Source organism: Luteibacter sp. W1I16, from assembly GCF_050434905.1.
GTDB lineage: Bacteria > Pseudomonadota > Gammaproteobacteria > Xanthomonadales > Rhodanobacteraceae > Luteibacter.
Map to the genome: position 1 here is coordinate 1924163 of NZ_JBNDJJ010000001.1, position 22768 is coordinate 1946930.

Consider the following 22768-nt stretch of genomic DNA (forward strand, 5'->3'; position numbering starts at 1 on the left):
CCATGATCCCCGCCCGCCTGGAAAACGCCTACGTCACCCTGGAGCCGCTCGCCCTGGCCCATATCGGCCCGCTGGAACGGGCCGCCGCCGACGGGAACCTCTGGGACCTGTGGTTCACCTCGGTACCCGCTCCGGGCCGCATGACCGAGTACGTCGAGTCGGCGTTGCGCGGCCAGGACGAAGGACGGATGTCTCCATGGGTCGTGCGCGAGAACGGCAGCGGGGAAATCGTCGGCTCCACGCGCTACTACGACATCGTGGCCGACCCCTACCGCGTGGCCATCGGCTACACCTGGTATGCGCGCCGCTGGCAGCGCAGCCACGTCAACACGGCGTGCAAGCATCTGTTGCTGGCCAACGCCTTCCAGAACGAAGGCGTGGTCGCGGTGGAGTTCCACACCGACGCCTACAACCAGGATTCGCAGCGCGCGATCGAGAAGCTGGGCGCCAGGCGCGAAGGCATCCTCCGCGCCCACAAGCGGCGCCCCGATGGATCGCTGCGCGACACCGTCTGCTACAGCGTCCTCGCCACGGAATGGCCCGACGTGGACAAGTGGCTCGAACTGCGGTTGAAGCGGCTCGCGCCCAACGGGCCCTGAGCCAGGCACGCCCCCTGATTCAGCGCGAGGCGACCGCCTCGCCACCGGATGGCCGAACCACCAGCGTCGCCGTCATGCCCGCGGCCAGCACCGTGCCCGGCGGCAGGTGGGTGGCGTCGATCTTCACCCGGACGGGCACGCGCTGGGCGAGGCGTACCCAGTTGAAGGTCGGATTCACGTCGGCGAGCAGGTCGCTGCCGGTCGGATTGTCCGCGTCGGTGATGCCGCGGGCGATGCTTTCGACGCGGCCTTCCAGGATCACGCCGCCGCTCATCAGGCGGATATCCACGGGATCGCCCACCCGCAGCCCGGGCAGCTTCGTCTCCTCGAAATAGCCGTAGATCCAGTACGAGTTGCTGTCGATCAGGGCGAGCCGTGCCGTACCCGCGCTGGCATAATCGCCGACGCGGACATCCAGGTTGGTGACATAGCCATCCACCGGCGCGCGCACTTCGGTCCGGTCGAGATTGAGTTGCGCGGAAGCCAGTTCCACCCGGGCCTGCGCCACGGCGGCCAGCGCCTGCTGCTGCGCGGCGCTGGCCTGCTTCGTGCTCGCCTGGGCCTGTTGCCATCCGGCACGCGCGGCGTTGGCGGCGGCCATGGCGTTGGCCTTGTCCTCGGCGGAGATCACGTTGTTGATCAGCTTCTGGCGGCGTTCGGACTGCGCCTCGTACATCTCGTAGTTAGACCGGCTCTGCTGGGCGCCGGCCGTGGCGGCGTTGATGTTCGCGCCAGCGGCGCGCGCGCGCGGCCTCGGCGGCGGCGAGATTGGCCTGCGCCTGGGCGACGGCGTTCTGGTAGCGCGCCTTGTCCACCACGAAGAGCAGGTCGCCCTTCTTCACCGTCTGGTTGTCGACGACACGCACGTCGGTGACGAGGCCAGCGACATCGGGCGCGATCCGCACGATCTCCGCACGCACGCGTCCATCGCGCGTCCACGGGGAATACATGTAGTGCTTCCACAGCGCGTGGCCGACGAAGGCCGCGACGATCACGACCACGGCGGTCACGGCGAAACGGATGAGGCTGGCGAATTTCATGGTGATATCACTCAGTACAGGAACAGCGCGAGGGCGCCGAAGACACAGACGAAGACAGCGAGGCGGAACAGCGGCGGATGCCAGACCAGCCGGTACAGGCCGAACCGGCCCGCGAGGCCATCGAGCAGCCACAGCAGAAGCAATGCCAGGACGAAGAAGACGAGCAGCCCGGGGACCAGGGCGTCGCCGAGCGCGATCTCACGAGGCATGGATGATCTCCTTGCTGAGGGGCGCATCGGGCATGTACGCGGCAAGCACCGACTCACTGTCGAGCAAGGCCATGCGAACGAGATGCAGGTGTTCGAGCAAGTGCGCGACGCCATCGTGCTCGCCGACACTGGCGATGGCCGTGGCGACCGCATCGCGCGCCAGCAGATAACCCGGCGCATCGGGGTTTTCGTAGAAACGTGACAAGGTGCGCAACGCCTCTTCGAGGTATGGGCGCAACGTGGGCGGCAATTCGCCGCGCGCCATGTCGTGGCGTAGTTCGATCAACGCCCGGCCCGTCTCGTGCACCGCCAGCGCCCACGCGATCAGGGCACGCGAATCGGCGCTGCCCGGCTCCGTCTGGGCGACCACCTGGCTCACGAGGTCATGGTTGACGCTCTCGAAGCGATGGCGAAGGCCCGGCAAGGGTGCTTCCGCGGCGAGCGCCACCTGCCCGCGCAACCGCGCCAACTGGCGCCGGCGCAGCCATGCGCTGCCGATGGCCGGCGGAATCACCACGAAAGACACGGCCGCCGCGCCGAGCCCGATGACCTGGGCGATCGCATCGTTGATGAAATGCGCGGGATCGTAGGTCTGCACGTTCTTCAACGCGAGGATATACGCGAAGCCCATGGCCCAGCCGAGCCCGTACGACGCGAGTTGCTGGGTCATCATCATGACAAGGCCCACGGCGAGAAACGGCGTGACGCCAGCAACGAGCAATCCATACCCGTCCAGTTGGGTGAGCACGAAGAATTCGCAGACGAAGCCCGCGATCATGCCTGAGAGGTAACCGAGCATGACCAGCCAGGTCACTCTCGTGGGGTTGGGCGTGGTGGCGAAGAGACCGGCGAAGATCGTCGCCAGCAGCATCGCGCTGGAACCCATGGGCCACGCGCTCAGGACCCAGAACGCACCCAGCACCAGCATGGTCAGTGTCGTACGGACGGTGGCGATACCGGCGCCGAGGAAGTCGTTGCTGCGATCGAAACGTATACGCTCCGCCGAGCCGGCGATGACACGCGGCGTTTGCAGGGTCGCCGCCGCATCGACGTAGTCGTGCAGCTCATCGACGAACCGCAGCAGCAGCGCGGCACCCGTATCGAAGTCGCGCAGGTCCTGCGTGTCGTCGAGCGTGGCGCGCAAAGCGCTCGTATCGCCGCGCATCGCGTCGCGCGCGGCCGCCAGTCGTGGCAGCAGCACGCGCGCCGCCGCACCGGCTTCGATCGGCGCGTCCAATGCATCGCCCAGCGGCGCGTAGAGACGGATCAACAGGTTCGCCACCGTGTCGCGGCGTGCCCGCTTCAGGCGATTGATGAGGTGATGCAACGACTGAAAGCTGGTCGAAGCCGCCATGAAACGCTGGTTGAAGAGCCGCAGGTGGTTGCTGCGCGCGCGTGCCTCGGCATCCTCGAAGATCACCGAACTGCGCAGGTCCTCCAGGGTCACCGCCGTTCGGACGAAACGCAGGTGCGCCTTTTCCATCGCTTCACGGGGAATGGCGCCGCCGATGCTGTCGCGAATGAAACCGACGAAGTTCGCGAACTGTTCGCGCGCCGTGCGCCGCAGTACATCGCGCATCCGACTGGGGAAGACCACGTCGCTGACGACGCCGCTGACGAAGAGGCCCAGCAGAACTTCACTGATGCGCGCGGTCGCCGAGTCGAAAACGCCCGGAGGATTCTCGATGACAGGGATGGCGACGATGGCGGCGGTGTAGCCCCCGAGCACGAAGGCATACGACTTGAAGTTCCGGTACAGCGTCGCGCCGCCCGCGCAGATGCCGATCCACAGGGACAGGGCCAGGAGGAACAGGTCGCGCTGTTGCGGGAAAGCGGCGACGATACCGACCGCCGCCGCGGCGCCGGCCAGCGTACCCAGCGCGCGATAGAAGCTCTTCGCCAGCACCATGCCGGCTTGCCGGTTGGCGACGATGATCGTGGTCAGCATCGCCGTGGACGGTGCGGGGAGATCCAGGCGCATCGCGATCCAGCCGGTGAGGAAGAACGCGGTCAGGGTCTTGACCACGAACAACCATACCGACGCTTCCTCGCGAAGCGTCTCGACGACGACCTGTCGCGTCACCGGGGCACCAGTTGAAAGATTGGCAGCGGACATGACGCGCTCGTCTATTCCCCGAACCCGGCTAGCATTTTCTTGAGCAGGCCTTCGAGCTGGTCCTGTTCGCCCGCGGTGAGGTTACGCGTCTGCCGGTGAAGCAACGTGACGATATCGGGGAGGAAGCTTTCGATGAGCGCGAGGCCTTGCGGCGTGAGCGTGAGCGTCACCTTGCGGCGATCCTCGTCGTTTCCCGAACGCGCGATGTAACCCTTTTCACAAAGCTGAGTGGTGAGCCGCGTGACGTTCGCGGATTTTTCGCCGGCGGCATCGGCCAGTTGCGAGGGATGAAGACTGTTGTCCGGCGAGCCGTACAACATCATCAGGATGTTGTATTCGGGATGATTGAGCCCGTAAGGACGCATCACCGCGTTCGCCTCGTCGGTGATGTCCTTGAAGAGATGCTTGACCAGGCGCATGAGCGCGGCAGGCCCGCGCGGGAACGCCGGATATTTTGCCCGGGTGATATCTAGACGAGCTTCGGTGGGGGCGAAACGCTGCATGGGAGGTCCTGCGATGGTTACCTCATAAGTATATAGTTCATTTGTGTATATTCAACAGAGGTAATTGTTCGAGGCCCGACATGCCGCCCTGGTTTTCATCGACGGCGCCACACCCCTTCAGGACGACCGCGTACCGAAGTCCCTGGTCGCCATCCAGGACGACCAGCGGGCCCGGATGCCGTATGACAGGCCGGCGAAGAGACGCGTCATGCGGGCCCCTTCCCCGGCCTGCCCATCTTGATTCTTTCGAGGGACCCGGCATCCATGCCGTCGAACTGGCCGGCGGATCGCGAAAGGCAGTGACCATTACATCCACGTGGACCGGCCGGCGCTGGTCGTGCGGGAAGTCACGTCGATCGTCGAAGCACTTCGCCAGGGGAAGGTGGCGTATTCGCGAGACGAGCCGACCGTCGAGAAGTGAGGAGCGGCGCACGTGGCGCCGCCGGATCAATTCTTCAGCGGAACGGTTTCGAAGCCGCCTTGCGGGGCCGTGTTCTGCGACGGCGGCGGAGGCGCGTTGCCACGCGCTGGCTCCACGGCGCGGCTACCGCAGCTATAGGCGCCCCACGGCTGGGACCCTTCGCTGGGTTCCGCGAGCGGCTTGATCGTGTCGGCACCCATCTTCGCCGCCTCGTTGCGAGCCAGCACCTCGAGTTCGTCACGGACCTTCAGATCGCTACGGTCGACGGGGCCGACCCGGTTCATGACCGACACGGTGACCTTGCCCTGCTCCTTACAGCTGCCGACATCGCCGTTCCAGGCGGTGCGCACGTTACGCGCGCCATCGTCGAGCTTGATGCCCCAGGTACAGGCCGAGAGGACGAGTGGAACGAGAAGGACGAAGGCTTTGCGCATGGGGGAACTCCGGGGAAACGACGAGGCATATGCTAACGGATGCCGGCGAGGGCGCGATTTCGTTCATGCCCTCGCCGACGCTTTACTTACTTTCCGACGATGCGACCGGGGCACCGCGGGTCTTGCCCGTCGAAGCGCCGGCGTGGCTGGCCTTCACCGGATTGCCATCGGCATCGACCACGTGCACCTCGCCAAGGTTCAACGCACGCACGGGTGCCTCGATCTTGCGCAGGTCGCCGACGATGACCCAGGTCAGCGCATCGGGACGTATCACGGCCGCCAGCGCGGCCTCGGCGGCCTTGCGGTCCACACCTTCGATACGTGCCTTCAACGTCTGCACGTAATCGTCGGGCCGGTCGTAGACGACGATGCCGGTCATGGCGCCGAGCACCGCGCCCGTCGTCTCGAAGCTACCCGGGAGGGCACGGGCACGCTGCGCACGGATCTTCGCGATCTCGTCGTCGGTCAACGGCTTCGGGCCGATCACCGCCTTCGCTTCCTTGAGGATTTCGGCTGCCGATTCAGCGGTCTTGTCGGTTTGCACCGGCGCGTAGAACAGCATCGGGCGCTGACCCTGCGCGTCGGAGAGCATGCTGCCGGCGCCGTAGGCCCAACGCTTCTCCTCGCGCAGGTTCATGTTGAGCCGCGACGTGAAGGTGCCGCCGAACGCGCCGTTGGCGATGCCTAGGTCTATGGCGTTCTTCGCCTTGGTGGAGGGAGCGAGCAAGCCGGCGAGGATGAGCGACTGCGGTGCATCGGTGCGGTTGATCAGGAAGACACGGGGCTTCGGCTGCGCCGCGACCTGGCCGATGTTTTTCTTCGGCACCGCGGATGCGGGCGCTGTCCAGTCGCCGAAGACGGCGTCGAGCTGGGGCAGGATCTGCGCCAGGGTCGTGTCGCCCGCGACCAGAATGCGCACGTTGTCCGGACGCAGGAAATCCCGCTGGAACGCGGCGAGGTCGTCCGCCGTCAACGAAGCGATGGCCTTCTCGGTGCCGCTGCCGGTGAAGGGAATGCCATAGGCATGGCCCTTGCCGTAGAGCAGCGGCGGGAGCGTGCGCAACGCCAGTCCCGTGGGCTCCGTCTTCTCCTGCGCGATGCCCGCCAGCCACTGTCCACGGACGCGTTCGATGTCGTCCGACTTGAACGCCGGGTGGCGGACGATGTCCGCGAACAGGTCGAGCGACGGCTTCAGCTCGGAGTTGAGCGCGTTGAGGCCCACCCCGCAGGTATCCAGCGAGCAACTGGCATTGACGAAGGCACCGAGACGTTCCTTGCGACGTGCCACTTCGACCGAGTCCAGCGTCTTGGTGCTTTCCTCGATCAACGCGGAAGTGAAGCTGGCCGTGCCGAGCTTGCGGCCCTCGTCGGCGGCGTAACCGGCGTCGAACAGCAGTTGCACCTGCGTGACCGGCACCGTGTGGCGCTCCGCCAGCACCACTTCGATGCCGTTCTTGAGCTTGCCGCGCTGTAGCTGCGGAAAGACCAGGTCGGGGAAGCTCGTGACCGGCGGCACGCCCTTCGAGCGGTCCACCGCGGATTTCGCCACCGCATACGATTTGGCGGGCGGCGTGACTGCGGCCGGACGCCCCTGTGCGGGACCGAGTGCCGTGACCGCCTTGTCTTCCGCGGCAGGATCGAAACCCGGCGCGGCCGGGAGAACGGTGAGCGTGTAGTCACCCTTGGTCAGCCATCTCTTCGTGGCGGAAAGCACGGAAGCCACGGTGGCCGCCTGCGCGCGCGCGAGGTCCTTCTTGTAGGCCTCCGGATCGTCGCGGTACACCTGGCCTTCGGCGAGGATCACGGCCTTGCCGCCCGAGCCCCCGACCTTTTCCAGGCCGCGGACGAAGCTGGCGCGGTTGGCGACCTTGGCGCGGACGAGTTCGTCGTCGGTGGGGCCGTGCGCCAGGAATTCCTTCCACACGTCGGCCACCGCCGACTCGACCTTGGCCGGATCGACGCCGTTCTTCACGTCGACCGTGAGTTGCACCTGGCTGGCCAACGCGAATGGCGCGATGCCCAGGCTGACGTCGTCGGCCAGCTTGTCCTGGTAGACGAGGCGCTGGTAGAGACGCGAGGTCTTGCCGCCACCGAGGACGGTCGTCGCGAGATCGAGCTGGATGGCATCGTCGCTGCCCAGCTGCGGCACGATCCACGTGCGCACGACGCGCGTCTGCGCCACCTGGTCGTGCTGGATGCCGCGCGTCGACGTCGTCAGCGGGGTGATCCATGGCTGCTGGCGCGGCACGGGCGGGCCCGCCGGGATGTCGCCGAAGTATTCCTCGGCCTTCGCCTTCGCCTGGGCGACGGTGATGTCGCCGGCGAGCACGAGCGTGGTGTTCGCCGCGCCGTAGTAATCGTGGAACCACTTCTTCACATCGGCCAGCGAGGCGGCGTCGAGATCCGCCATCGAGCCGATCGTGTCGTGGTGATACGGGTGGTTCGCCGGATAGGTGTTGACCAGGACATTCTCGTCCACGCGGCCATACGGACGGTTTTCATCCTGCCGCTTCTCGTTCTGCACGACGCCCCGCTGGGTATCCAGTTCCTTCTGCCCGATCGCGCCGAGCAGGTGACCCATGCGGTCCGATTCCATCCACAGCGCCATGTCGAGCGCCGTGGTGGGCACGGTCTCGAAATAGTTCGTGCGATCGAACCAGGTGGTGCCGTTCATGTCGGTGGCGCCGGCGAGTTCGAACGGCTGGAAATAAGTGCCCTTGCGATTTTCCGAGCCGGAGAACATCAGATGCTCGAACAGGTGGGCGAAACCCGTCTTGCCCGCGGGTTCGTCCGCCGAGCCCACGTGGTACCAGATGCTGACCGCGACGACGGGGGCCTTGTGGTCCTCGTGGACGACCACGGTGAGCCCGTTGGGCAATTGGAAACGCGTGTAGGGGATGTCGGGAATCGCGTCGGACGACGCGGGAGCCGCAGTGGCGGCACCGACCAGGGAAATGAGCCCGGCGGCAAGCAGGGCGAAAGGACGCTTCATGTACGGCTCCTCAGGGGCCTTCGTGGCCTCGATCCCGGTGAGGCTAGCCCGCGCCGTCCTCCGGGCGCAATCCGCATCCGGGCAGGGTGCGGACGGTGTCCGTTTACAGGTGGTCAGTGTCCGCGGACAGGAAAGCGTCGCCGACGCTCATGACAAACCTCATGCGAATCAGCTGATTGCGCGCCCTTAAAGGCTGGCACGGCGTTTGCGTTACTAGTCCCGCCAAGCCGGACCGCTCTCGACCCGGCACCCCGATGAGGAGAACGCCATGAAGTACGAAATGCTGATGCTCCGCAGCCTGCTCGCCACCTCGATGCTGATCTGCGGCCTCACCCTCGTGCAGATGTTCTGAACACTCTTTCCGACGAATCCACGAATCAAGGCACACCCACCATGAAACACGAACTCCTGATGCTGCGCAGCCTGCTGGTCGCCTCGCTGGTCGTCTGCGGCCTGATCCTCGGCAACATGCTGACGTACTCCGGCAACCCCATTCAGCTGGCTCGCGTCGGCACCGCCGTCAGCGTGACGGCGACGGCTTGCGCCCTCCCGCCGGACGGCATCGTCTGCCCGCGTTCGGCCTCATAATGGGGGCATGTCCCACGTCATCCTTTTCCGACCCGAGATACCGCCCAATACGGGCAATGTGATTCGCCTGTGCGCCAATACCGGCGCGGATCTGCATCTGGTGCGACCGCTCGGCTTCGAGCTGGACCACACCCGCCTGCGCCGCGCCGGCCTGGACTACCACGAGTTCGCCCGCGTGGCCGTGCACGACGACCTCGCATCCTGTCTTGCCGCCATCGGCCATCCGCGTGTCTTCGCCTTCTCCACGCGCGGCCGCCGCCTGCATACCGACGTGGCGTTCACCCCGGACGACGCCCTCCTCTTCGGATGCGAAACCGAGGGCTTGCCCGACGATGTGATCGACAGCCTCCCCGAGGACCAGCGCATACGCCTGCCGATGCGGCCGGGAAACCGGAGCCTCAATCTTTCCAACGCGGTCGCCGTGGCAGTCTTCGAAGCCTGGCGCCAGGCGGGTTTCGAAGGCGCGGCACCGCAGGCCTGACGAACCGCGGGTACGGGCAAGCTACAATCCGGCGCATGACCTCCGATCGCCCCGCGGCCGACGCCGGCCCCAACCGATTCCTGCCCCACCCGCTGCGCGTCCTCGCCGGACGGGCCATGGAGTCCGCGCTCAACCGTGCCGTGGATCTCGACCCGGACACCCGGGCACGCCTCGACGTGCTCGACGGCCGTAGCATCCAGGTGTATCTCAGCGGGCCGGAACTGGCCCTGCGGATTTCCGTGGAGAAGGGCGGCCTACGGGTCGGGCCGCCGGAAGAAGGCGGCAGCCTTCGCGTGACAGCGTCGCCCGGCAGCTTGCTCGCCATGGCCCTGCGCCGGGACGATGACGGCGTGGCGCCCGGCAAAGTCGACATCGCGGGCGACGCCGAACTCGCCCGCCGCCTGGAACGACTGGCACGGCAGTACGCGCCCGATGTCGAGGAGGCCTTCGCGAAGACCTTCGGCGACGTGATCGGCGTGCCGCTGGCGAAGGCCATGCGCGAGGCACTCGGCCATGCCCGGGAATCGGCCGCGCACTTCACCGAGGACGCCGCGGACTGGCTGCGCGACGAAGGCCGCGTGGCCGTGGCGCCGGCCGAGATGGATATCTTCCTTGACGGCGTGGACGCGGTGCGCGAGCGTACCGAGCGCGCGGAAGCACGCCTCGCCCGCCTGGAGCGCACGCTGAAGGGGTCTCGCGCATGACGTCGCTGCGGCTCGTCCCTCGCCTGCTGCGCGTCGCCGCGGTCCTGTTGAAATACCAGCTCGACGAACTCGTCGACGGAGCCCATCTCTTCCGCCCCCTGAAGCTGGTCCGGCCGCTTTTCCCGAAGCCTTCCGCCGATGTGCGCGGCATGCCACGGGGCGCGCGCCTGCGGCTTGCGCTCACGGAGCTTGGCCCGATCTTCGTGAAGGCCGGCCAGGTGCTGTCGACGCGACGCGACCTCGTGCCGGCCGATGTCGCCGACGAACTCGCGCTTCTGCAAGACCAGGTACCGCCCTTCCCCGGTGACGAGGCGCGTGCCATCGTGGAGCGCGAACTCAAGGCGCCGGTCACCACGCTGTATGCCGCCTTCGACGAGGTCGCGCTGGCTTCCGCCTCGATCGCGCAGGTGCACGCCGCCACCTTGCACGACGGTCGCGAGGTCGTGGTCAAGGTCTTGCGGCCCGGCATCGACAGGCGGATCGCCCGCGATGTCGACCTGTTGCATGCCCTCGGCGGACTCGCCCAACGATGGCATCCGAATGCGGACAAGATCCGTCCGCTCGAAGTCGTCGCCGAAGTGGAGAAGATGCTCTCGAACGAGCTCGACCTCCAGCGCGAAGGCGCGAGCGCCAGCCTGCTGCGGCGCAACTTCGCCAGTGGCATCGATCTCTACGTGCCGGAAGTGCACTGGGACTTCAGCACGGAACGCGTGCTCACGCTCGAGCGCGTGCATGGCGTGAGCGCGGACGACGTCGTCGCTATCGACGCGGCGGGCCTCGATCGCAAGCACCTCGCCGCCAAGGGAGTGCGCCTCTTCTACGAACAGGTCTTCCGCGACAACTTCTTCCACGCCGACGCGCACCCAGGGAACATCTGGGTCGACACATCGCGAGTGGACGAGCCCCGCTTCATCGCGCTCGACTTCGGTATCATGGGCTCGCTGCCGGAGGCTGACCAGTATTGGCTCGCCGAGAACTTCATCGCGCTGTTCGAGCGCGATTACGCGCGCATTGCACAGTTGCACGTGGCGGCGGGGTGGATGCCGGCCACCGTCCGCATCGATGAACTCGAAGCCGCCGTGCGTACGGTGTGCGAACCCTACTTCACCCGGCCACTCGCGCAGATATCCATCGCGGAACTCGTCGTGAAACTGTTCCAGACCGCGCGACGTTTCGAACTCACGCTACAGCCTCAGCTGATCCTGTTGCAGAAGACCCTGCTCAACATCGAGGGTGTCGGGCGCATGCTCGATCCGGAGATCGACATCTGGGCCGTCGCCCACCCGGTATTGCGGCGCATCCTGCGCGAGCGTTACAGCATGCGCGCGACGCTGCGCGACGTGCGGCGGCGCCTGCCGGAATGGATCCACAGTGCCCCCCGCATGCCGGAACTGGTGCGGGATGCCTTGCGCGAGGTGTCCAGCGGCCAGCGCCAACAGGTGGCCGATCCCGTGGCGCTGGCCTTGGTTCGCGACGACGCGCGACGGATGCGCCGGCTCGTGGCCTGTAGCCTGCTGGGCGCCGCCCTCCTGGTTTTCGCCGCCCTGGTCGGGACGCTCGCGCCACGCGGCATGTGGCCGGCCATGGTCGCCGGACTGGCGGGGCTGGCCTCCTTCGCTGCCGGCTGGCCGCGTCGCACCCCCTGACCGCCGTGCTCGAGATCCTCTACCAGGACGACGACATCGTCGCCGTCAACAAGCCCGCGAACCTGGCCGTGCACCGCTCGAAGTTCGTGGGCCCGGACGATGCCTTCCTGATCGATCTCCTGCGCGAGCAGGTGGAGGGACGTCTGCACCTGGCGCATCGCCTCGACCGCGCCACCTCCGGCGTGCTCCTGGTCGCCCGGTCTCCTGAAGTGGCGGGCCAGCTCGGCGAGCAGTTCATGGGCCGCAGCGTGCGCAAGCGCTATCTCGCCGTGGTGCGTGGGTGGCCGGAGCCGGAGGAAGGGACGGTGGACTACTCCCTGCCCGGTTCGCGCGATAGCGGCCCACGGCGTGACGCCAGCACCGACTATCGCCGTCTTGCCACGATCGAGGTCGACATTCCGCTGGGACGCTACGAGAAGCAGCGCTATGCACTCGCGGCGGCCGAGCCGCGTACAGGCCGGTTCCGGCAGATCCGCAAGCACTTCGCCCACATCCATCATCCCATCGTCGGCGATAGCCAGCATGGCCGCGGCGATCACAATCGCCTTTTCAAGCAACACTTCGCCTCGCACCGGCTACTCCTGCATGCCGCCGCCTTGTCGTTCGTGCATCCGGTGACAGGTGGGCAACTGACGCTGCAAGCCGACTTGGACGAGACCTGGGTCAAGTTGCTCGAACGCTTCGCGTGGGCCGAAGCCTTCACGAACTGGCGCGACACCCTATAAGAATCGCGCCGCAGCATGCCAAGCGTCGTGCCGCTGCTAGAATCCGTTCCGCCATGCTTATCGTGACCCCCTCCATCGCCATTCCCGACGCCGAGTTGATCGAGCGCTTCACGCGCGCCGATGGCCCCGGCGGGCAGCATGTCAACCGCACAGAGAGCGCGGTGGAGTTGCGCTTCGACGTATCCAGTTCGCCGTCGCTTCCCGAAGAGGTCCGTGCCCGCCTGCTGGCGCGACGCGACCGCCGCATGACGGACGCCGGCGTCCTCGTCATCCAGGCACGGCGCTTCCGCGATCAGGCCCGGAACCGTGAGGACGCACGCGACCGTCTCGCGGATATCGTGCGCGAGGCGACGGTCGTGGCGAAGAAGCGCGTGGCGACGAAACCGACGCGCGCCTCCAAGGAGCGACGCCTCACCGGCAAGACGCAGCGTGGGCAGGTGAAGCGTACGCGGTCGCGCGACTGGAGCCACGAGTGATCGGAGTTCCCGAGCGACTTCCGCCACAGGTGCCGTCGCTGCCCGATTCATGGTGGAAACGCTCCTGCCGCTGGGCGATCGGCCTGAGCGGATGGCGCCTCGTCGGCGAGTTGCCCGACTTACCCAAGGTGGTACTCATCGGTGCGCCGCATTCCTCCTATTGGGACGGCGTATGGGGCCTGCTGATGAAGTCGGCGATCGGCCTCGACCTCGGCGTGATGATCAAGCGCGAAGTGCTCAATGGCCCTTTCGGCCCCATCGTGCGCCGCCTCGGCATGATCCCCATCGACCGTTCGGCGGCGACGAACGTCGTGGACCAGATGCTGGAGCGTTTCGCCACGCACGACAAGATGTGGCTGGGCATCGCACCCGAGGGAACGCGCAAGGCGGTGAAGCAGTGGAAGTCCGGCTTCCTGCGTATTGCCCGTGCTGCCGACGTGCCTATCCAGACCGTCTTCATCGATTATCCGACGAAGACTTTCACCGTGGGGCCGCTGGTGAATGCCAGTGCGGACATCGAAGGCGATCTCGCCTCCATCCGTGCCATGTTCGCCGGGTATCGCGGCAAGCACCGCGGGGTTTGAGCAAACTGGAATTCAACCGAACCCGTAGCGATAGCCGACGTTGTAGCTGATCCTCGCGTAGCCGATATTCTGTATCACCAATCGGTAAGAACCGGGACCAAGCGCAGACACACTGATCGATGGGCCTCGCCGCACTGTGTCCCATCCTGATCCATTTGCGACTTGCAGAACGAGCGTACCGCCATTTGTGGACGCTGCCAGTGGACCTGTGCATGTCAGCGACCACTGGACGACGGTTGCGCTTTGTCCGTTTACGAGCGTCCCGACTGAACTCTTCTGTGGAAGGTTGAAGGGGCAATGCCTTCCCATAGCGGCTCGCGCGTCAGGTGCTGTAGCGCCCACTGCAGCGAACGGCAGGAGGGTCATAGCAAGCAGGGGCGTAAGTCTTGCGAACGAAATCATCGTATGGCTCCGATTAGCGCCGAACGCGCAAGAGCCACTTTAATCACGGACAGGCCCCTGTCTTTCTCCTCTTACGTTGGTGACGCCGATACCCGACGCGATTTTCCGAAAATGGGAGCGACGGAGGATGCGATAGCGTTTTCAGGAAAAAACCACAGGTGCCCATGGAAACCGCCGATACCGCGCGCTCTGCAGGCTGGACATTCTCGCGGCTTGACCGTCGAGGCAGTTGCATGAAGACCGAACCATTGGCACCCGCGAAGTTGCCACCAGCACCGACACTCCGCGATCTGGGCAGTGGACCGCGGGGCAAGAAAGACGCCACGAGGACAGCGGAAGGAATGTCGGATAACCTTCAGAGCATGCTGAGGAAGCTGGACCTGACGAAAATCCGGCCCAGCCAACTGGTGCGCGTCGCGACGCGGCTGTATGAGGAAGGAAAGATTTCCGAGGACACCGCTAGTGAATTCCTGCTAGCAAGACGGCCGCGTGCGGATAAGTTATCAGACGACCTTCCATTCAACTTGATAGACGCCATGCAGCAGGGCTTCAAGCGATCTGGATCTGTTACAGGAAGATATCCTTCCTCCGATACCGGGCACTGGTATGCGGAAGCCGGCACTGCAGCTCGCGGCCTGGGCGAGGTCATCGCCTATCTGCGCAAGCATCCGCGCGTAGACGTCCACGTGTGACCTGCTGGCCATTTCACCGATCCGAATGCCCCGACTCATCGTAATCGCGATGCGTCAGCAGGCCTGGGCGAATCAAGTCGATGAACGCACGCGCTTCCGGGCTGAGGAACTTGCCCTTGCGCATGACGACGCCATAGCTGCGCTGGGGAAAGAACTGGCGCAGGTTGCGCACGGCCAGGCGCTCGCGGTCGGCTTCCGTGATGCAAATACCGGTGACGATGGATATGCCCAGCCCCATCGCCACGTACTGCTTGATCACGTCCCACCCGCCCACCTCGATCGCCACCGTGTACGGCACGTGCCGTTGCTGGAACACCATGTCGACCAGTCGGAAGGTGGTCAGTCGCTGAGGTGGAAGGATCAGCCCGTACGGCGACAGGTCCTCCAGCCGGATGTCGTCGAGCGCGGCGAGCGGATGATCCGGCGGCATGATCAGCATCGGATCGTAGTGATACACCGGTGCCCACGCGATGTCGTTCGGCACATCGAGCATCGAGCCGATGGCTATATCCGCTTCGTCGGCGCGCAACAAGGCGAGGCCGTCCTTGCCCGTGACGTTGGCGAGTTGCAGGTGCACCGACGGGTAGCGCTCACGGTAGGCCTTCACCAACTCGGGCAGCAGGTACTGGATGGTGGACGAACCCGCCGCCACCGTGAGTTTCCCTCCCTGGGCGCCACGGGTCTTCGCGTGGAACTCGCGATCCAGGTTTTCCAGGCCTTCCACGAGTGGGCGGGCCATCTCGTAGAGCGCCTCTCCGGCATCGGTAAGGGTGATGCGACGCCGGGTTCGCTCCAGAAGCGGAGCTCCCAGTTCCCGTTCGAGCGCCTTCAGCTGCAGGCTCACCGATGGCTGAGACAGGAACAGGGCCTCGGCCGCACGGGTGAGGGTGCCCAGACGCGTGATGTAGACGAAAGCCCGCAGTTGCTTCAGGCGGTTGCCCTTGTAGTAGAAGCGTGCGGCGGCATCGCTTGCCACATCACCGGCCCGCGCCTTGCCAGAACGCTTCGTGGCCCTTTCACTGAGAGTGTTCAGCTTCTTAGCCACCAATAATTACTTCCTACTCAAATAGTTATATCAATCATTGATATAGTTAAAGTTAGCCTTTGAAACATATGCTTTGTCAAAAGCATAGCCCCGGGCATAGCGTGGACACCAGACCCACGCCCGGAGGCTTATTCCCATGGCAGTTCCCAAGATCGCGATCGACCCGCAGGCCGGCATCCGCTTCGGCGACGAGAGCGGCGCCTACAGCGACATCCTGACGCCCGCCGCCGTCGCCTTCGTGGCCGGACTTCATCGCCGGTTCGACGGCCGCCGCCTCGCGCTGCTGGCGGAACGAGTGGCCCGGCAACAGCGATACGACGCTGGCCAACTGCCTGACTTCCGCGCGGATACTGTTGCCATTCGGGAAGGTGACTGGTCCGTCGCTCCCATTCCCGATGCACTTCGGGACCGCCGCGTGGAAATCACGGGCCCGGTCGAACGCAAGATGATCATCAACGCGCTGAATTCGGGCGCCAGGGTGTTCATGGCGGACTTCGAGGATTCGAGCGCGCCCACCTGGGCCAACCAGATGGACGGTCAGCGCAACCTCCGCGATGCGGTGGACGGCAGCATCGAGTTCACCAATGCGGAAGGCAAGGTGTATCGCGTCGGCGAGAACCCCGCCGTGCTGGTGGTGCGTCCACGCGGCTGGCACCTGCCGGAGCGTCACGCGGAAGTCGACGGCGACGTGGTCGCCGGCGCTCTGGTGGACTTCGGCCTGTACGCGTTCCATAACGCGAACGCGTTGCACGAACGGGACCGCGGCCCCTACTTCTACCTCCCCAAGCTGCAGAGTATGGAGGAAGCCGCGCTGTGGAACGATGTGATGTCGCACGCTGAGGTGGAGCTTGGTCTTCCGCACGGCGCGATGAAGGCCACGGTTCTCATCGAGACCCTGCCTGCCGTGTTCCAGATGAACGAGATCCTGCACGCGCTGCGTGATCGCGTCGTCGGCCTCAACTGCGGTCGCTGGGACTACATCTTTTCCTATCTCAAGACGTTTCGTAACCATCCCGACCGCCTGCTCCCCGAGCGCGGACAGGTCGTGATGACCGTGCCCTTCCTCAAGGCGTATTCGGAGTTGCTGATCCGCACCTGCCACCGCCGCGGAGCGTTCGCGATGGGCGGCATGGCCGCACAGATTCCGATCCGCGGCGACGACACCGCGAATGAGGCGGCGATGGCCAAGGTGCGCGCGGACAAGCTACGGGAGGTCACCGCAGGCCACGACGGCACCTGGGTCGCGCACCCGGCACTGGTTCCGATCGCGCAGGCGATCTTCGACGAGCACATGCCGACGCCGAACCAGCTGCATGTGCTGCGTGAGGATGTCGAGGTGACACGCGACGCCTTGATCGCACCCGCCATCGGCACGATCACGCGGCAAGGTTTCGACAACAACGTCGAGGTGTGCCTGCGTTACACCGCCGCCTGGCTGGAAGGACTTGGTTGCGTGCCGATCCACCACCTGATGGAAGACGCCGCCACCGCCGAGATCGCCCGCGCACAACTATGGCAATGGCTGCATCACGGTCCGCTGGAGTTCAGCGATCACGCGCACATCGACATGGCGTTGTTCGATCACGCCCTGGCAACGCATTGCCATCGCCTTCGCGAAAGCACGCAACCCGGTGCGGGCCGCGCCGAGGAAGCCGCCGCGCTGATCTCCGCGCTCACCCATGCCCCCGAACTACGCGATTTCCTCACCCTGCCCGCCTACGAACAACTGGCCTGAGTCCTTCTTTCCAAGGAGCCTTACGATGAAGACGCATACCGCTGAACAGATCACGCTCGACTGGAAGAACAACGAACGCTGGAGCAGCGTCGAACGCCCCTACTCCGCCGAGGATGTGATCCGCCTTCGCGGCACGATCCAGGTCGAGTACACGCTCGCACGTCGCGGCGCCGAGCGCCTGTGGCGCTCCATCCATGACAAACCCTACGTCAACGCGCTGGGCGCTCTGACGGGCAATCAGGCGATGCAGCAGGTGAAGGCGGGCTTGCAAGCCATCTATCTGTCCGGCTGGCAGGTGGCCGCCGACGCGAACACGGCAGGCACCATGTATCCCGATCAATCGCTGTATCCGGTCGACTCCGTGCCGAACGTCGTCCGCAAGATCAACAAGACCCTGCTGCGCGCCGATCAGATCCACCATGCGGAAGGCAAGGACAACATCGACTGGCTCGTGCCGATCGTCGCCGATGCGGAAGCCGGCTTCGGCGGTGTGCTGAACGCGTACGAGTTGATGACCCACATGATCGAAGCCGGCGCCGCCGGCGTGCATTTCGAAGACCAGCTCGCCAGTGCGAAGAAGTGCGGCCACATGGGCGGCAAGGTGCTCGTGCCGACGCAGGAAGCGGTGCAAAAACTGGTCGCCGCCCGTCTGGCCGCCGACGTGGCCGGCGTGCCCACTCTGATCGTGGCGCGTACCGACGCCATGGGTGCGGGCTTGGTTACCTCGGATGTCGACGATTACGACAAGCCCTTCCTCACTGGCAAGCGTACGGTCGAAGGTTTCTATGAGAGCCGGCAGGGTATCGAACAGGCCATCAGCCGTGGCCTCGCCTATGCGCCGTACGCGGACCTGATCTGGTGCGAGACCGCGACGCCGGACATGGAGCAGGCGCGCCGTTTCGCCGATGCGATCCACGCGAAGTTCCCCGGGAAGAAGCTCGCCTACAACTGTTCGCCGAGCTTCAACTGGAAGAAGAACCTGGACGAAAAGATGATCGCCACCTTCCAGAAGCAGTTGGGCGAGATGGGCTACGCCTTCCAGTTCATCACCCTCGCCGGCTTCCACGCGCTCAACTATTCGATGTTCCAGCTGGCACGCGGCTATCGCGACCGCCAGATGGCCGCCTACGTCGAGTTGCAGGAAGCGGAATTCGCGGCGGAGAAGGACGGCTACACAGCGGCCAAGCACCAGCGCGAGGTCGGCACCGGGTACTTCGATACGGTGAACCAGGTGATCTCGGGCTCCCTGAGTTCGCTCTCGGCGCTCAGCGGTTCGACCGAAGAAGAACAGTTCCACCCGGCCTCGGCGGCCTGACGACGACGCCAGAAAGTAAAAATCGGCCAACGCCAAGGAGGCGGGCCGATCCGGGCAACGAGTGGAATGCCTCGAGAAGAAAGGCCGGGTCCCGGTGTTGGAGCGGGGGGAGGGAGGGGTATCCAACACCGGGACGGGGCGGGCAGCCCATTAAGAGAACCGCCTGGTACAGAATTCTCCGCTCGACCCCACTATTTGTCAACCCGTCAGTACATGAAATAAGTATTAACTCTTACGAGGGAGTCTTGGCCTTCGGTTTGCAATGCATGACGGCCGTCGTTCGAGCAGAAATGCCGTCTGCGTCAATGAAACGCACATTCCACTTCATGGTGAAAGGCTCCTTCGCAAGGCAACTGTGAGAAATCGCCAAAGGGGCGGTCGGTTCCTTGAAATAACCAGCAAGGGGCCAGCACATGACCCCGGAAGGGCATTCCGCAACAACGGACTCCAGCCTCACCGGGAAACGGGGGAAGCCAGCGAACGTAATTGATGCCTCGGCGGTCGAGTCGGACATCACTGTCACGTCCGAGTAGGTTGCACCAAAGGGAACGCACCCATTGCCTTGTTTAAACATCCGGTAGGCCTTTTCAAGGCCCCGCATCGTTAGTACTTGGAAGCTATCACTCTGGATAGCATCGGCATCGTCCTTGTTCGTGTGAAAACCCAGCTCCGCGATTATGCTAGCCATATCTGCCAATCTGTTCTCTGCATGATTCTCTCGACTTGCATGCGACAAGATCGGAAAATTCGCATAGAAAGCATTGGAGCTCAGGCTTTCTTTCATGTAACACAGTGCAAGGCCCGCGAAGTGCTTGCTCTCAGGACTCTTGACGTGGTGGAAGACCCTGATACCACGAGTCTCTGGACTGGCGTCGGCATTTGTATGCAAGTGTATTGCCGCATCAACACCCAGATGATTGGCGAATAGCGGCCTGCTTCGGATATCTTGGTCGCGCTCTTCCATACCAAGTGCACTTTTACCTGGGCTATTCCATACGGAAGGAAGTTCCGGAAGCATCGCCTGTATATGGTAGCGGGCAGCCATGTAGTGCCATGGCATGTCACTATCTACATGTCGGGCTCCCTCGTCCGACCTTGCCTGAATGACTTCGGCTCCGCCTCGTGCCACAAGAAATCTCTCCAGACGTCGCGCAAAGGCGGGCGTCGAAAAATCCTCCACCATATGATTTACAGGATCTCGCTGAGCCCTCCAGTCTTTGTAACGTGAGTTGTAATAGACCCCGTGCCCCGCCGAAACCAACACTCGCCCATTCCCAAGATCTCTTTTAGGCCGATGCTTCGCTTCTGGAACTGATTTCGGCACAACTCTATCTTCCGGACCTCGCTCTTCTGGAAAGTAGAAGAAAATATCCTTCCCTTCGAACCATACATCCACGTTGTAGATTGGCGTACGTTGCTGCGTGTATGTAATCAACAAGCTAACGATAGCGTTGACCTGCTCTTCAAACGTTATCGTGTAATCGGTAGGCAGATAAGCCTTTCCTAGCTCGACATTCAGCACATCACCTGTGTCGCTATACCAGACATGCGGTATGACGATCGGCTGTTGTCCTGGCAGTCGTTCCTCTGCGGCAACGTGACTTTGCACGATAGCGGTGAGGATCGGCTCCAGTTCGAAACGTTCCTCTGGTGGCGCTGCGGGGGGAACCGAGGCGGTTCCAGCCACAGGAACATGTTCTATTGCGCCTTGTGCGTGAGCCACCATTGCCCCATCGTAAGAGCCACAATCATTGCCCATGCGATTCGACCTACAGTCCATCGCGACGACATATCCATCGAAGTCCTCCTGGGGGACGAGACGCAGAACACCGTGCACCGGCATTCACTGCCCGATCACTCTCGTCTCTTCGATGAAGGTCCCATAGCGGATCTCGCCCACGCTACCCGGTAAGGATCGGGCATTCAAACGTAAGCCGCCCCGTGACGCATGCATACGTATCACCGACTGACAAACGCATTAGAACCGCCGGTAATGCAAAGCTTCCGCCAGATGCGCCTGTTCCACGCACCCGCTGCCACCTTCGATGTCTGCGATCGTCCGCGCCACGCGCAAGATGCGGTGATACGCGCGTGCCGAGGCGCCGAGTTTGTCCAGCGCACTCTCCAGCCACTCGCGCTCCGCCGACGGCAGTGCGCAATCGCGTTCGAGGTTGACCACGCTCAACTCGGAATTGGGCTGGCCGGCGCGCAGCAAGGCTTTCTCGCGCGCCTTGATCACGCGCTGCCGTACCGTTGCGCTGTCGTCGTCATGGGGACCGCGGGCGGAGGAAAGTTCGGCGATGGCGACGCGTGGTACTTCGACGCAAAGATCGATGCGATCGAGCAGCGGGCCGGAGATGCGGCCGCGGTAACGCTGCACCTGGTCAGGCGTGCAACGGCATTCATGCAGGGGATCGCCCGCATAGCCGCAGGGACAGGGATTCATCGCGGCGACGAGCTGGAACTCCGCCGGGAAAGTCGACTGGCGCGCGGCGCGTGAAATGACGATCTGCCCCGACTCCAATGGCTCCCGCAGGACTTCGAGGACGTGCCGGCTGAATTCGGGGAGTTCGTCGAGGAACAACACGCCGTTATGCGCCAGGGATATCTCACCGGGACGCGGCGACGATCCACCGCCCACGAGGGCCACGCCCGATGCCGTATGGTGCGGCGCGCGGAATGGACGCCGGCGCCAGCACCCGGGATCGATCTCCTCGCCCGACAACGACCGGACGGCGCAGCTTTCCAGCGCCTCGGACTCCGTCATCGGCGGAAGGATGCCGGCCAGGCGTTCCGCCAGCATCGTCTTGCCCGTGCCAGGAGGGCCGATCAGCATGAGGTGATGACGACCGGCCGCCGCGATCTCAAGGGCGCGCCGCGCCTGATACTGGCCGCGCACATCTCGCATGTCCGGGCCGCAGGTGGGCATGTCGTAGAAGTCCGCGGCGGCAGGCGCGGCCAGCTCGGCATGGCCACTCAGCCAGGCGCAAACCTCGGCGAGACTGTCCGCCAGCAGGACATCGCCCTCCCCGATCAACGCGGCCTCGGCCGCGTTGGCGCGCGGCACCACGATGCGGCGGCCACAACGGCGGGCGCGGATCAGCGCCGGGAGGATACCCGGGACGGCACGCAACTCACCGGAAAGGGCGAGCTCGCCCAGGAATTCGCAATCGTCGAGACGTTCGCGCGGCACCTGGGATCCCGCGGCGAGGATGCCGAGGGCGATGGCGAGGTCGAACCGGCCGCCGTCCTTGGGCAGCTCCGCTGGCGCGAGATTCACCGTGATGCGGCGATTCGGGTATTCGAAGGCGGTATTCTGGATCGCCACGCGCACGCGGTCGCGCGCTTCACGGACCGCCGCTTCGGGCAGTCCGACGATGGAGGTGGATGGCAGACCGCCGGAGAGGTGGACTTCGACGACCACTTGCGGCGCCGTGACACCTTCCTGCGCGCGCGAGAGGGTGACGGCGAGGCTCATGACGATGAATATCGTAACGGGTAACGGATCGTCTGGGAGTACGACCACGCGCGATCCGTGAAGGATCCGGCTCGCATACGCACTCCTTGCGCTCTCTGGGAAAATAACCGCCCCCGACCGCTCTCGGGGTGAGGGTGACGGATCGGGGGCGGTCCCGGGACCTGTGGCCTTCCTACTGGCCGTGTTGCGTGCTTGCCTCGAGCTCGGCAAGCCGTTTTTCCAAGGCTTCCAGCCTTTCGCGCGTACGGGCCAACACCTGGCTCTGAACGTCGAATTCTTCGCGGGTTACGAGATCGAGGCGGCGAAGTCCTTGCGCCAGAATGTCTTTGAAGTTGGCCTGCATGTCCTCACGCGCTTGCGCCAACCCTGGCGGAACCAACGATGCCAACCGCTGTGCGAGTTGATCGATACCCTGCACATCCATCTTGCGCACCTCGATGTCGTGGATGAATTCTAAGTGATGGGATTGTAGGCGCTATAGGCGTTCGCCCACACGTCGTGTAGGGTTTTTCCTACAAGCCACCGTATGGAGACGATTCGGGACCCGGATGGCACAATGGTCTTTCGCGCGCCGGCGGCCGGC

At 64.5% G+C, this 22768-nt stretch carries 22 protein-coding genes; 11 read left to right on the forward strand and 11 right to left on the reverse strand.

Annotated features, from left to right (window positions below; all coding sequences use genetic code 11):
* Nucleotides 1-2: 2 nt before the first annotated feature.
* Nucleotides 3-599, forward strand: a complete 597-nt coding sequence (locus tag QFZ41_RS08545; protein WP_429198372.1) for a GNAT family N-acetyltransferase — start codon at nt 3-5, stop codon at nt 597-599.
* Between the two features lie 19 nt (nt 600-618).
* On the opposite strand, the gene QFZ41_RS08550 is transcribed toward QFZ41_RS08545, so the two are convergent.
* From QFZ41_RS08550 to QFZ41_RS08580, 7 genes are all read right to left on the reverse strand, one after another.
* Nucleotides 619-1275: an HlyD family efflux transporter periplasmic adaptor subunit gene (locus QFZ41_RS08550; protein WP_429198373.1), complete on the reverse strand. Its 657-nt coding sequence runs from the start codon at nt 1273-1275 to the stop codon at nt 619-621.
* Between the two features lie 7 nt (nt 1276-1282).
* The gene (locus QFZ41_RS08555) at nt 1283-1639 is read right to left on the reverse strand and encodes a biotin/lipoyl-binding protein (protein WP_429198374.1); all 357 of its coding nucleotides are present in this window, start codon (nt 1637-1639) and stop codon (nt 1283-1285) included.
* 11 nt (nt 1640-1650) lie between these two features.
* Entirely contained in the window at nt 1651-1848 is a 198-nt protein-coding gene (locus QFZ41_RS08560; RefSeq protein WP_371023683.1) for a DUF1656 domain-containing protein, read from the reverse strand.
* Nucleotides 1838-3964, reverse strand: coding sequence for an FUSC family protein (locus tag QFZ41_RS08565; RefSeq protein WP_429198375.1), 2127 nt, complete (start codon nt 3962-3964; stop codon nt 1838-1840). Before QFZ41_RS08565 ends, QFZ41_RS08560 begins: the two co-directional genes overlap by 11 nt.
* Before the next feature lie 11 nt (nt 3965-3975).
* Nucleotides 3976-4467 carry a MarR family winged helix-turn-helix transcriptional regulator gene (locus QFZ41_RS08570; protein ID WP_429198376.1) on the reverse strand — a complete coding sequence of 164 codons (492 nt, stop codon included), beginning with the start codon at nt 4465-4467 and terminating at the stop codon, nt 3976-3978.
* Between the two features lie 447 nt (nt 4468-4914).
* The gene (locus QFZ41_RS08575; protein WP_429198377.1) at nt 4915-5322 is read right to left on the reverse strand and encodes a DUF4156 domain-containing protein; all 408 of its coding nucleotides are present in this window, start codon (nt 5320-5322) and stop codon (nt 4915-4917) included.
* Between the two features lie 82 nt (nt 5323-5404).
* The gene (locus QFZ41_RS08580; RefSeq protein ID WP_429198378.1) at nt 5405-8314 is read right to left on the reverse strand and encodes a M16 family metallopeptidase; all 2910 of its coding nucleotides are present in this window, start codon (nt 8312-8314) and stop codon (nt 5405-5407) included.
* A 393-nt stretch (nt 8315-8707) separates the two neighbouring features.
* On the opposite strand from QFZ41_RS08580, the gene QFZ41_RS08585 reads away from it, so the two are divergent.
* From QFZ41_RS08585 to QFZ41_RS08620, 8 genes are all read left to right on the forward strand, one after another.
* Nucleotides 8708-8902 carry a hypothetical protein gene (locus tag QFZ41_RS08585; RefSeq protein WP_429198379.1) on the forward strand — a complete coding sequence of 65 codons (195 nt, stop codon included), beginning with the start codon at nt 8708-8710 and terminating at the stop codon, nt 8900-8902.
* Between the two features lie 7 nt (nt 8903-8909).
* On the forward strand, nt 8910-9383 hold the full coding sequence (locus QFZ41_RS08590) for a tRNA (cytidine(34)-2'-O)-methyltransferase (protein WP_429198380.1): 474 nt from the start codon (nt 8910-8912) through the stop codon (nt 9381-9383).
* A 35-nt stretch (nt 9384-9418) separates the two neighbouring features.
* Complete coding sequence (locus QFZ41_RS08595) at nt 9419-10087, forward strand: ubiquinone biosynthesis accessory factor UbiJ (protein WP_429198381.1); 669 nt, start codon at nt 9419-9421, stop codon at nt 10085-10087.
* Nucleotides 10084-11733, forward strand: a complete 1650-nt coding sequence (gene ubiB, locus QFZ41_RS08600) for a ubiquinone biosynthesis regulatory protein kinase UbiB (protein ID WP_429198382.1) — start codon at nt 10084-10086, stop codon at nt 11731-11733. The genes QFZ41_RS08595 and ubiB overlap by 4 nt, the downstream gene beginning before the upstream one ends.
* Nucleotides 11734-11738: 5 nt before the next feature.
* Nucleotides 11739-12458: a pseudouridine synthase gene (locus QFZ41_RS08605; RefSeq protein WP_429198383.1), complete on the forward strand. Its 720-nt coding sequence runs from the start codon at nt 11739-11741 to the stop codon at nt 12456-12458.
* 53 nt (nt 12459-12511) lie between these two features.
* Nucleotides 12512-12934, forward strand: a complete 423-nt coding sequence (gene arfB / locus QFZ41_RS08610) for an alternative ribosome rescue aminoacyl-tRNA hydrolase ArfB (protein ID WP_429198384.1) — start codon at nt 12512-12514, stop codon at nt 12932-12934.
* Nucleotides 12931-13518, forward strand: a complete 588-nt coding sequence (locus QFZ41_RS08615; protein ID WP_429198385.1) for a 1-acyl-sn-glycerol-3-phosphate acyltransferase — start codon at nt 12931-12933, stop codon at nt 13516-13518. Before arfB ends, QFZ41_RS08615 begins: the two co-directional genes overlap by 4 nt.
* 635 nt (nt 13519-14153) lie before the next feature.
* Nucleotides 14154-14612 (forward strand): hypothetical protein, encoded by a 459-nt coding sequence (locus QFZ41_RS08620; RefSeq protein ID WP_429198386.1) that lies wholly within the window; start codon nt 14154-14156, stop codon nt 14610-14612.
* Between the two features lie 13 nt (nt 14613-14625).
* Here QFZ41_RS08620 and QFZ41_RS08625 read toward each other — a convergent pair whose 3' ends face one another.
* Nucleotides 14626-15588: a LysR family transcriptional regulator gene (locus tag QFZ41_RS08625; RefSeq protein ID WP_429200204.1), complete on the reverse strand. Its 963-nt coding sequence runs from the start codon at nt 15586-15588 to the stop codon at nt 14626-14628.
* A gap of 205 nt (nt 15589-15793) precedes the next feature.
* Here QFZ41_RS08625 and aceB point away from each other — a divergent pair, with 205 nt between their 5' ends.
* Together aceB and aceA are read left to right on the forward strand one after the other, a co-directional pair.
* Nucleotides 15794-17392, forward strand: coding sequence for a malate synthase A (gene aceB / locus QFZ41_RS08630; RefSeq protein WP_429198387.1), 1599 nt, complete (start codon nt 15794-15796; stop codon nt 17390-17392).
* Nucleotides 17393-17417: 25 nt separating this feature from the next.
* A complete protein-coding gene (gene aceA / locus QFZ41_RS08635) occupies nt 17418-18707 on the forward strand; it encodes an isocitrate lyase (RefSeq protein ID WP_429198388.1) in 1290 nt (429 codons plus the stop codon).
* 232 nt (nt 18708-18939) lie between these two features.
* Here the strand turns inward: aceA and QFZ41_RS08640 are convergent, their stop codons facing one another.
* The 3 genes from QFZ41_RS08640 to ubiK all read right to left on the reverse strand — a co-directional run bounded on the left by QFZ41_RS08640 (nt 18940) and on the right by ubiK (nt 22609).
* The gene (locus QFZ41_RS08640; RefSeq protein ID WP_429198389.1) at nt 18940-20433 is read right to left on the reverse strand and encodes an N-acetylmuramoyl-L-alanine amidase family protein; all 1494 of its coding nucleotides are present in this window, start codon (nt 20431-20433) and stop codon (nt 18940-18942) included.
* Nucleotides 20434-20685: 252 nt separating this feature from the next.
* A complete protein-coding gene (locus tag QFZ41_RS08645; RefSeq protein ID WP_429200205.1) occupies nt 20686-22185 on the reverse strand; it encodes a YifB family Mg chelatase-like AAA ATPase in 1500 nt (499 codons plus the stop codon).
* Nucleotides 22186-22357: 172 nt separating this feature from the next.
* Nucleotides 22358-22609, reverse strand: coding sequence for a ubiquinone biosynthesis accessory factor UbiK (gene ubiK, locus QFZ41_RS08650; RefSeq protein WP_429200206.1), 252 nt, complete (start codon nt 22607-22609; stop codon nt 22358-22360).
* Nucleotides 22610-22768 lie beyond the last annotated feature (159 nt).

Coding starts and splice junctions, on each gene's coding strand:
- QFZ41_RS08555 (WP_429198374.1), bottom strand. CDS start 1,639: ATGAAATTCGCCAGCCTCATCCGTTTCGCCGTGACCGCCGTGGTCGTG.
- aceB (WP_429198387.1), top strand. CDS start 15,794: ATGGCAGTTCCCAAGATCGCGATCGACCCGCAGGCCGGCATCCGCTTC.
- QFZ41_RS08595 (WP_429198381.1), top strand. CDS start 9,419: ATGACCTCCGATCGCCCCGCGGCCGACGCCGGCCCCAACCGATTCCTG.
- QFZ41_RS08590 (WP_429198380.1), top strand. CDS start 8,910: ATGTCCCACGTCATCCTTTTCCGACCCGAGATACCGCCCAATACGGGC.
- QFZ41_RS08620 (WP_429198386.1), top strand. CDS start 14,154: ATGAAGACCGAACCATTGGCACCCGCGAAGTTGCCACCAGCACCGACA.
- arfB (WP_429198384.1), top strand. CDS start 12,512: ATGCTTATCGTGACCCCCTCCATCGCCATTCCCGACGCCGAGTTGATC.
- QFZ41_RS08545 (WP_429198372.1), top strand. CDS start 3: ATGATCCCCGCCCGCCTGGAAAACGCCTACGTCACCCTGGAGCCGCTC.
- QFZ41_RS08575 (WP_429198377.1), bottom strand. CDS start 5,322: ATGCGCAAAGCCTTCGTCCTTCTCGTTCCACTCGTCCTCTCGGCCTGT.
- QFZ41_RS08565 (WP_429198375.1), bottom strand. CDS start 3,964: ATGTCCGCTGCCAATCTTTCAACTGGTGCCCCGGTGACGCGACAGGTC.
- QFZ41_RS08550 (WP_429198373.1), bottom strand. CDS start 1,275: ATGTACGAGGCGCAGTCCGAACGCCGCCAGAAGCTGATCAACAACGTG.
- QFZ41_RS08640 (WP_429198389.1), bottom strand. CDS start 20,433: ATGGTGGCTCACGCACAAGGCGCAATAGAACATGTTCCTGTGGCTGGA.
- QFZ41_RS08560 (WP_371023683.1), bottom strand. CDS start 1,848: ATGCCTCGTGAGATCGCGCTCGGCGACGCCCTGGTCCCCGGGCTGCTC.
- ubiB (WP_429198382.1), top strand. CDS start 10,084: ATGACGTCGCTGCGGCTCGTCCCTCGCCTGCTGCGCGTCGCCGCGGTC.
- aceA (WP_429198388.1), top strand. CDS start 17,418: ATGAAGACGCATACCGCTGAACAGATCACGCTCGACTGGAAGAACAAC.
- QFZ41_RS08580 (WP_429198378.1), bottom strand. CDS start 8,314: ATGAAGCGTCCTTTCGCCCTGCTTGCCGCCGGGCTCATTTCCCTGGTC.
- QFZ41_RS08570 (WP_429198376.1), bottom strand. CDS start 4,467: ATGCAGCGTTTCGCCCCCACCGAAGCTCGTCTAGATATCACCCGGGCA.
- QFZ41_RS08645 (WP_429200205.1), bottom strand. CDS start 22,185: ATGAGCCTCGCCGTCACCCTCTCGCGCGCGCAGGAAGGTGTCACGGCG.
- QFZ41_RS08585 (WP_429198379.1), top strand. CDS start 8,708: ATGAAACACGAACTCCTGATGCTGCGCAGCCTGCTGGTCGCCTCGCTG.
- ubiK (WP_429200206.1), bottom strand. CDS start 22,609: ATGGATGTGCAGGGTATCGATCAACTCGCACAGCGGTTGGCATCGTTG.